Below are 7711 nucleotides of genomic sequence, written 5' to 3'. Positions count from 1 at the left end.
TCGACCGCGCGGTCGAGGACGATCTGGATCGCCGCGTCGTCGTTGCCTTCGAACTCCTCGCGTAGCGCCGTCGCCACCTGGCGGCTCGGCGCGTCCTCCGGCAGCACGCGCTCGTCGGGGGTGCCGAGGGTGAGGCCGAGCAGCGGGCTCACCATGACCAGCAGCACCGCGAGGACGGGCAGCGCGGTGAGCGCGGGCCGTCGCATGACGGTGGCGGCCAGCCGCCCCCACACGGGCGCGGTGCCGCGCGTCTTCCCGGCCCAGGGAAGCCGGCCGCTGTTGACGCGGTGGCCGAGGACGACGAAGAGGGCGGGCATCACGAACAGCGTGCTGACGGCGGCGATGGCGACGACGCCGACACCCGCGTAGCCGAAGGAGCGCAGGAAGTACTGCGGGAAGACCAGGAGCGCGGCGAGCGCGACCGCCACGGTGGCGGCGGAGAAGGCGACCGTACGGCCTGCGGTGCGCACCGTGTGCCGTACGGCGTCCTCGACGCTCGCGCCCGTGGCGAGTTGTTCCCGGAAGCGGCTGGTCATCAGCAGTGCGTAGTCGATGCCGAGGCCGAGACCGAGCGCGGTGGTGAGGTTGGTCGCGGAGGTGGAGACGTCGGCTACCCCGCCGATCAGGGCGAGTTCGGCGAAGGTGCCCGCGATGGCGACAACGGCGATGGCCAGCGGCAGCAGGGCGGCGACGACGCTGCCGAAGACGAGCAGCAGCAGGACCAGCGTCAGGGGTACGGCGATGGCCTCGGCCAGCAGCAGGTCCTTGGGCACCTGCGTGGTCAGGTCGGCGGTGACGGCGGTGCCGCCGCCCGCGCGGACGGTGAGCCCGCCGCCGTACGCGCCGGTGTACTCAGCGATGAGGGTCTTGGCGTTCTTCTCCAGCTCGTTGGCGTCCCCCTTCACATGGGCCAGGATCATGGCCTCGCGGCCGTCCTTCGAGCGGAGGCCGGGGCTGCCGGTCTCCCAGTAGGAGACGACGTTCTTGACGGCCGGGTCCTTTTTGAGGTCGGCGGCCAGCGCTCGGCCGCCCTTGTCGGCGGCGGGGGTGTCGACATCCCCTTCGGGGGCGCGGACGAGCAGGATCAGGTTGGTCTCGCCCCCGAACCGCTCCCCGATGAGCCGCGCGGCGCGGGTGGACTCGGAGGCCGGGTCGTCGTACCCGCCCCCTTTCAGCACCCCGAACGCGCCGGCGCCGAGCGCGCCCGCGAGGGCTACGGCCACGACGGCGACGATCAGGACGAGCCGGGACCGGCGGATGGCCAGTTCGGCTATGCGTTCAAACACGGCGCAGCTTCTCCATTCGGGCAGTTCAGATTGAGGGCAGGCGCGGGAGAGGACGCGGAATGAGGGCCACCGACGCTCGCCAGACCCGACCCTAGACAGGAGATGAAAGGTTTCGCAGTGTTAGATTTTTCTGACAGCACGTCCGACAGCAAGGGAGGTTGCTCGTGCCCGAGGAACCCGCGCGGCCCCTCTCCCTGCGCGAGCGGCGACGCGCCGCCGCGACCCGGGAGATCCTGGACGCGGCGATGGCCCACATCAGCGAACACGGCCCCGCCGCCCTGTCGCTGCGCGCCGTCGCCCGGGACCTGGGCATGACGGTGCAGGCGCTCTACCACTACTTCCCCAACCGGGACGCGCTGGTCACGGCGGTGATGACGGAGGCGTACGAGAGCCTGGCCGACGCCGTCGCCACGGCCGCCGCCACCCGCCCCGCAGGCCCGGCGACGCCGGGCCTGGTGGCGGTGGCCGAGGGCTACCGTGACTGGGCGCTGGCCCATCCGGAGCTGTTCCGGCTCCTTTACGGCACACCGATACGGCACTACGCGGCCCCGGCGGACGGCCCCACGACGGAAGCAGTGCGCCGGATGAGTGCGGTGTTCGAGCGCGAGCTGTTCGCGGACCTGTCCGCCGCGCGACTCGCGGCGGCGGACACCCCACCGCTCTCCCCCGCCCTCAGTGCCTACCTCGGCCACATCGCCCCGGAGGCCCTGGGAGGGCTGCCCCCCGCCGCCTCAACGCTGCTGCTGAGCGCGTGGGGGCATCTGCACGGTCTGGTGGTGCTGGAGGTGTTCGGGCATCTGGGGTTCATGGGTGAGCACCAGGCGGAGGTGTTCCGGCTCTCGATGCGGAATCTGCTGGCGGACGTCAGGAGACGGGTGGGAGCGGAGCCGGGCGCCATCTGATCCCTCTTCGGTTTCGACGCCCCTCGGACCGGACGCCACCGAGGAACGAATCGCTGTGATACGAGAGTTGACCAAGGTGACGGCGGTCGGCGCCGTCCTGCTGCCGGGCGGGCTGAGCGCCGCTCCTCCGACAGCTCGTCGAAGAAGTCGGAGAAGGCACCTGCGAAGGCGTCCGCGAAGCCCTCGAAGCCGGCGGACTTCGCCCCGGCCCCGGCTGAGAAGGGCGACACGATCGGCGCGAAAGGCTCGCTCTGCGAGCTGCGCGTTTCCTTCGCCCTGGTCGCGGAAGCCGGGGCCGCTGCTTCTTGACGCATGTCTGACGTGTTCTGACTGGTCGTCAGGCGCGGTGGGGCGTGATCGTCGGGATGCGCTACCGCACAGGACTGACGCCTCCGCCAGGTCGTCGGCGCGGAGGACGGCGGGGAGCCCTCCGCGCGTCGGCCTGGTGCCCGGATCGTGCTCTGCTGGGACGAGCCGTCGGGCGGCCATCGCTGTGAAACCCGCTCGACCTGGTTGCCCCCGTGAAGAGATCCTTGGGCATGGAGTTCCTCTGCTACCACCGCGACCGGCCCGACTCCCTGCCACTGCGCGACGAACTGCTGGAAGAGCATTGGTCATATATGGACCAGTACGCGAAAGAGATGATCGCCCGCGGCCCGACCTTCGCCGACGACGGCGACACACCCACCGGCAGCGTGCACATCGTCGACCTGCCCGATCCCGCCGCCGCCCGCTCGTTCGCCTTCGACGAGCCGAACTACCAGGCCGGCGTATACCGGGATGTGCTGCTACGGCGGTGGCACAACACGCTGGGGCGCACCATGTGGGACTTCCCCGGCGGCCAGACCGGCGGCAACCGGTATCTGGTGCTCGGCCTCGGCACGGGGCAGGCCGCCGACACCGCGGTGCCGCCCGATCCGGACCACCTGATCGCCTACGGGCCGCTGCTGTCGGATGACGGCGCCGTCTGGCTGGGCACGGCGGCGTTGGTCCAGGCGTCGGACCCGCACGCGGCGCACGCCATTCTGACCCCGGACCGGTATGCCGACATCGAGGTGCACAACTGGGAGTTCGGCGGGCGCCGGTGATGACCGAGGACGCCCCGGCCGACTTCACCGCCGAAGCCCTGTGACGTTCGCCCGACAGAAGTGAAACGGCGGCCGCGCCATTGACGCCGGACCCGGCGCGGCTGCCGACCCGTGCCCGCCCACGCCCGCCCGGCGCGGGACCGTGGGCCGACCGGACATGAGAGGAGGGTGTGTAGCCCCGCTCGCTCCTTCCGGACGATGTACCGGGCCTGGTCGGGGCTGGAAGCAGCGACTGCTGGGACAAGCCGGCCCTGCGTGATTGCCGTGATCTTGCATGCTCCGCCCGGCAGTCGGCCCTCGCTCCGCGCCGCCGCCGTGCCGCGCACGATGACCGGCGTACGACCGACCCGGCCAACAGCGCATCTGTTCCGGGTTCGCTGACAGGTACGACACCGGGGCACTCGGTGTGGTGGCCACCGCCCGGGAGTCACCGCGCAGTCTGCCCCCCCGCTCGGTCTCATCGCTCCCCGGCTTGATACGGACATCCGTCACACCGCAGCCGCCCTGGCAGCGTCACGGGGTATGCACATCACGGTGCGTACAACCCACGGTGCACTCGGAGTACTTTCATATTTTCTGCAACCTTTTGCCCTCGTGTCCTGTCCCACGTCAGAGGGGCCATCGTGTCCCGCATACGTGACGAGAGGGGCGCGCCGCCGAGTTGTGGGCGTGTTCTTCCAACGAGGGGACAACTCGTGCGCATTCGCGCCTCCGTCGCTGTCACAACCGGCGCGCTGGTCTTGTCCGCCATGGCCGTGCCCGCCGCGCAGGCCGACGGCGGGGTCGGGGACACCAAGATCACCAAGGTGGTCGTCGACGGCGACAACAGGGTGGACATCGGCACCTCCGGACTGAAGACCATCAAGGTCAGCGTGACGGCGACCGACAAATCGGGCATCAAGGGTGCCGACGGGTTCTCGCTCACCGGCCCCGACTACGGCTTCGAGCTGACCGGCAAGCCCAGCTGCACCGCCGTGAACGCCACCACCTCGACCTGCACCGCCTCGGTCAAGGTCGACCCGAGGACCGACTTCCTCAGCAACGCCAACGCCGGAACCTGGTACGTCGAAGGCGTGGCACGTCCTGGTCGAGCGCCTCAAGCAGATACCGGTCCGCGTCGTCCTGACGGTGGCCGGTGACCCCTCGCACCCGCTCGACGCCCCCGACGCGTGCACCGCGAAGAGGATCGCCCAGGACCTGCGCCGCGCACTGCTCTCCCCACTGCACCAGACCGTCTTCCTGCGGAGTCCCCGTCGCCGCCTGCGCCCGCCACCGCGCCGAACTCCTCGAACACCCCTCTAGGACGGCCCTGCACGCGCGCCGGGGCCCTGGTAGACACCCTCGGACGTGCCGCTGGCTCGAACGCTCCCGTCGCGCCGCCACCGGCGTCAAGTGCCTGGGAGCCCACTCACGAGGAAACCGCCGCGCTACGCGACCTCCTCCTCACCCCCGCCTGCACCGCCCGCAACATCGCCGACCTCCTGCACACCTGGCCCACAAGCTGACAGAACGCCACGCAATGCCGAAGGTACGGCCGGCGCCGCCGAGCCGCGCACCGCGGGCGAGTTCAGGCAGCCAGCTTCGTGTCGATGACAAAGCTGATCTCGACGACCTGGCCGGGCAAGGTCAGTTCAGTGACGCCGAGGACCGTGCTGGCCGGGCGGTGATCGCCGAAGTACGCCAGGTTGCCCTCCGCCGTCGCTGCGGCGTTCCGCCGCAGGTTCACCACGTACAGGACCTGTGAGACGACCTGGTTCCGGGTGACTCCGTAATGCTCCAGGACCTTGTCCATGTTGACGTAGGTCTGCCTGAGCTGGGCGACGAAGTCGCCCGCGTGGAGGAATTCGCCCGCCTCGTCGAACGAGAGCTGTCCGGAGACGTGGATCAGCTCGCCGGACTTGATTGCCTGCGAGTAGCCGAAGTCACTCTCGGCCGGCACGTTGTAGTTGAAGACATCAATGGTGGCCATGATGCTCGCCCTTCCGGTTTACTCTCTTGTGGTTACTCGGAAACTGTAGGAGAGTTGCATCTGACCTGGAAGAACGCACTTTTCGGTGACTGAGGAACCTGATGGTGACCAAGCAGCTGCTCGAGGGCCTGCCCGAGGACGCTGACCTAAGGCGCGCGGACTCCCTGGCGCGGGAAATCTTCTCGGACGTCGCCAACAAGTGGGCGCTCCTGATCATCGAGGCGCTCGGCGAGCGCACCCTGCGCTTCAGCGAGCTGCGGAACGAGGTCGAGGGCGTCAGCCACAAGATGCTTACCCAGAACCTGCGCATGCTCGAGCGCAACGGCCTGGTGGACCGGAAGGTGCACCCCACCGTGCCGCCACGGGTCGAGTACACCCTCACCGAGCCGGGCCGGGCTCTGCGCACCACGGTCGACGCCATGTGCGGGTGGACCCACCAGTACCTCGGTCACGTCGAGGACGCGCGCCGTCACTTCGACGCCTGACGGGCGCGCGGTACCACGCCCCCGTTGCACGCTTCCTTGATCGTCCACTGCGGCCGTAGACGTGGCAGAGCGGGTCCGCGCAGGTCGGTGCGTCAGGGCGGAGCCAGTTACTGACGTCGGCCGCGAGGACCAAGCGCCCGTCGGCGGCGTGTGGCACGGGCAGGCCGGCCGGCATTCGCGGACACGGAACGGCGCTTGCAGCTGCTGAACCCGAAATCGTCGCGACGTCGGCCTGAACCGGCTCCGCAGCCTCTGCCGCCGCTGGTGCCGGCAGGACACCGGCAGCTCGTCCTGTTCCCCTCGGCCGGCCGGGACCTGCGGCGCGGCCAAGAGCGCGGCTTCCCCGACGTTGACGCACCCGAGGTAGCAGCGGCGCTGAAGGCCGCGGTCGACGACTTCGCCCGCCGTCACGGGCTGGGGTACCACACCGCCTGGGGTCTGGACCGCAGGCTCCGCGTCCTGCTAAGCATCTACGCGTCCTGCTAAGCATCTAGGAGTCGCCCGGCACCCGGTTCCGGGCGACCGAAGCGGGGACGGAAGAAGAGGATCCGAAGGTCGACCTGGAAGGCCTGGCCGTTGTGCTCCGCAAGCGCACCGTGCGTCAGTGGAAGACCGACGCCATCCGCTCCACGCACTCCGGCGGCGGCTCCCAGTCCCGTTCCCAGCCGCTGGCCGAGAACATCGTGACGGCCTACAACATTGGCGTCACGGATCCCGCCCAGTTGGTGATCGCCCCTGGCCGCGGCGCCAGCGCGTAGCCGCCCGGCTCGACCCCCCGACTCTTCGTTACCGTGATTGTTGTCTGCGTAACGCCCGGGGGCCAGAGATTTTACAGCCACGGCCATCCGGCCGCCGGTGAAAGGAGATGAGCCGGGCGACGTCGGTAGCCGCCTTGGCGCTCCCGGGCGGCCCTCTCAGAGCCCCGCGAATCGCGGCGGCGACAGCGCAAACAGTCTGCGCTCAGCGGGTGCTCCCGCTGAGCATAGGGGCGGGCCGCTCATCCGCGGTCAATCCAGGCTCGCGCCTTGCGGCGTTCACTGGACGAAAGTTTCTCGCCCGCGGTCTCCGACGCTGTGGCGAGATCCCGCTTCAACCTCTGCATCTCGTCGCCGGAGGGAGAAACAGAGCTTGAGAGTTGGTGGAGAATGCTCCTCACCTGACGGACCGCCGCACGGACAGCCTGCCATTTCTGATGCGGTCCCTTTCTTACCCGGTCCCCGCCCGGCTTCACGGCGGGCCCAGGGACCGGTGCAGATGCCGGAACGGGGCGATCAGGCCCGCTGACCTGTGGCCGGACGAGCGTGGACGCCGGGCTGCGACGGTCTGTTCTCTTGCTCTGGTCCCGTCCGTCCGAGGCCAGAGCCTGAACGCCTACGCCACCATGTAGGCGCAGCAACACATCGGATGCCCAGTGGATTCGGATGCCCGGTGGATCAGGCTGGTCTCCTCCACAGTGGCGCCCTGCCGGGCGGCGGCCTCCAGCCGGTCAAAGTGACGGTGCAATGGTGTCAGACTGACGCCGTCGGCAAGCGCCTTGCGCAGGTTTTCCATCAGCTCGGTCCGGTCCACGGGCTTGTCCGGCACGACCGCGGGCCGACGGAAGCCGCGCGGAAGAACGCGGCGGCGGCCGGAGAGGAAGCCGAAGCCGCGCGACCCGTACGGTGCGCAGGGACGGCCGCGAGCCGCTGGGTCTCGAAGCAGCGATCAGCGCTCTGACCACCGATCACGCGTGGGACCTCCCGGCCGCCGACGCGACGCTCCGCGAACGGTTGGAGCCGTGCCCGTAGGGGGCGGTCCCCAGGGCAGCTCTGAAGCCGGCGGGTGAGGGGGAGCTTGCGGCGGGCCACCCCGCGTGCGTGGGGAGGAGCCGTCCGGTCTCCTCCTTGTCGATGACCGCGATCTGCTCCCCGCGCCCGCGGGGATGGTCCGGACCGATGAACCGCGCGGCGGCGAGCTTCTGGCTGCTCCCCGCGCCCGCGGG

General features: G+C 69.9%; 10 protein-coding genes and 1 pseudogene. 6 read left to right on the top strand and 5 right to left on the bottom strand.

Annotated elements, in window-relative coordinates:
* Positions 1-1286: MMPL family transporter (locus BFF77_RS09470; protein WP_169922640.1), on the bottom strand; the 1286-nt coding region annotated here is incomplete at its 3' end.
* Positions 1287-1444: 158 nt separating this feature from the next.
* Between BFF77_RS09470 and BFF77_RS09465 the strand changes: the two genes are divergently transcribed.
* The 3 genes from BFF77_RS09465 to BFF77_RS09455 all read left to right on the top strand — a co-directional run bounded on the left by BFF77_RS09465 (position 1445) and on the right by BFF77_RS09455 (position 4415).
* Positions 1445-2188: a TetR/AcrR family transcriptional regulator gene (locus BFF77_RS09465; RefSeq protein ID WP_066946299.1), complete on the top strand. Its 744-nt coding sequence runs from the start codon at positions 1445-1447 to the stop codon at positions 2186-2188.
* A gap of 539 nt (positions 2189-2727) precedes the next feature.
* Positions 2728-3276 (top strand): YciI family protein, encoded by a 549-nt coding sequence (locus tag BFF77_RS09460; RefSeq protein ID WP_066946296.1) that lies wholly within the window; start codon positions 2728-2730, stop codon positions 3274-3276.
* 695 nt (positions 3277-3971) lie between these two features.
* Positions 3972-4415, top strand: coding sequence for a hypothetical protein (locus BFF77_RS09455; protein WP_245703330.1), 444 nt, complete (start codon positions 3972-3974; stop codon positions 4413-4415).
* A gap of 428 nt (positions 4416-4843) precedes the next feature.
* Here BFF77_RS09455 and BFF77_RS09450 read toward each other — a convergent pair whose 3' ends face one another.
* Positions 4844-5245, bottom strand: coding sequence for a RidA family protein (locus BFF77_RS09450; protein ID WP_066946293.1), 402 nt, complete (start codon positions 5243-5245; stop codon positions 4844-4846).
* 101 nt (positions 5246-5346) lie between these two features.
* On the opposite strand from BFF77_RS09450, the gene BFF77_RS09445 reads away from it, so the two are divergent.
* Complete coding sequence (locus BFF77_RS09445; protein ID WP_066946291.1) at positions 5347-5730, top strand: winged helix-turn-helix transcriptional regulator; 384 nt, start codon at positions 5347-5349, stop codon at positions 5728-5730.
* 13 nt (positions 5731-5743) lie between these two features.
* Here BFF77_RS09445 and BFF77_RS38145 read toward each other — a convergent pair.
* A pseudogene (locus BFF77_RS38145) lies at positions 5744-5899 on the bottom strand (NF041680 family putative transposase); the annotation flags it as partial.
* A 95-nt stretch (positions 5900-5994) separates the two neighbouring features.
* Between BFF77_RS38145 and BFF77_RS34335 the strand changes: the two are divergent.
* Together BFF77_RS34335 and BFF77_RS33020 are read left to right on the top strand one after the other, a co-directional pair.
* Entirely contained in the window at positions 5995-6216 is a 222-nt protein-coding gene (locus BFF77_RS34335) for a hypothetical protein (protein ID WP_066946290.1), read from the top strand.
* A gap of 92 nt (positions 6217-6308) precedes the next feature.
* On the top strand, positions 6309-6488 hold the full coding sequence (locus BFF77_RS33020; protein ID WP_066946286.1) for a hypothetical protein: 180 nt from the start codon (positions 6309-6311) through the stop codon (positions 6486-6488).
* 613 nt (positions 6489-7101) lie between these two features.
* Here BFF77_RS33020 and BFF77_RS09430 read toward each other — a convergent pair.
* Both BFF77_RS09430 and BFF77_RS36210 read right to left on the bottom strand, forming a co-directional pair.
* The gene (locus BFF77_RS09430; protein ID WP_141698399.1) at positions 7102-7314 is read right to left on the bottom strand and encodes a hypothetical protein; all 213 of its coding nucleotides are present in this window, start codon (positions 7312-7314) and stop codon (positions 7102-7104) included.
* A 139-nt stretch (positions 7315-7453) separates the two neighbouring features.
* The coding region (locus BFF77_RS36210) for a hypothetical protein (protein WP_211280190.1) at positions 7454-7711 on the bottom strand (258 nt) is incomplete at its 5' end.

The sequence above is a fragment of the Streptomyces lushanensis genome (assembly GCF_001700515.1).
Taxonomy (GTDB): domain Bacteria; phylum Actinomycetota; class Actinomycetes; order Streptomycetales; family Streptomycetaceae; genus Streptomyces; species Streptomyces lushanensis.
This window is presented reverse-complemented; position numbering and strand designations above follow the sequence as displayed.

Bases quoted from the DNA above. Each gene is read 5' to 3' on its own strand.
- BFF77_RS09445 (WP_066946291.1), top strand. From the start codon at position 5,347: ATGGTGACCAAGCAGCTGCTCGAGGGCCTGCCCGAGGACGCTGACCTA.
- BFF77_RS09450 (WP_066946293.1), bottom strand. From the start codon at position 5,245: ATGGCCACCATTGATGTCTTCAACTACAACGTGCCGGCCGAGAGTGAC.
- BFF77_RS09460 (WP_066946296.1), top strand. From the start codon at position 2,728: ATGGAGTTCCTCTGCTACCACCGCGACCGGCCCGACTCCCTGCCACTG.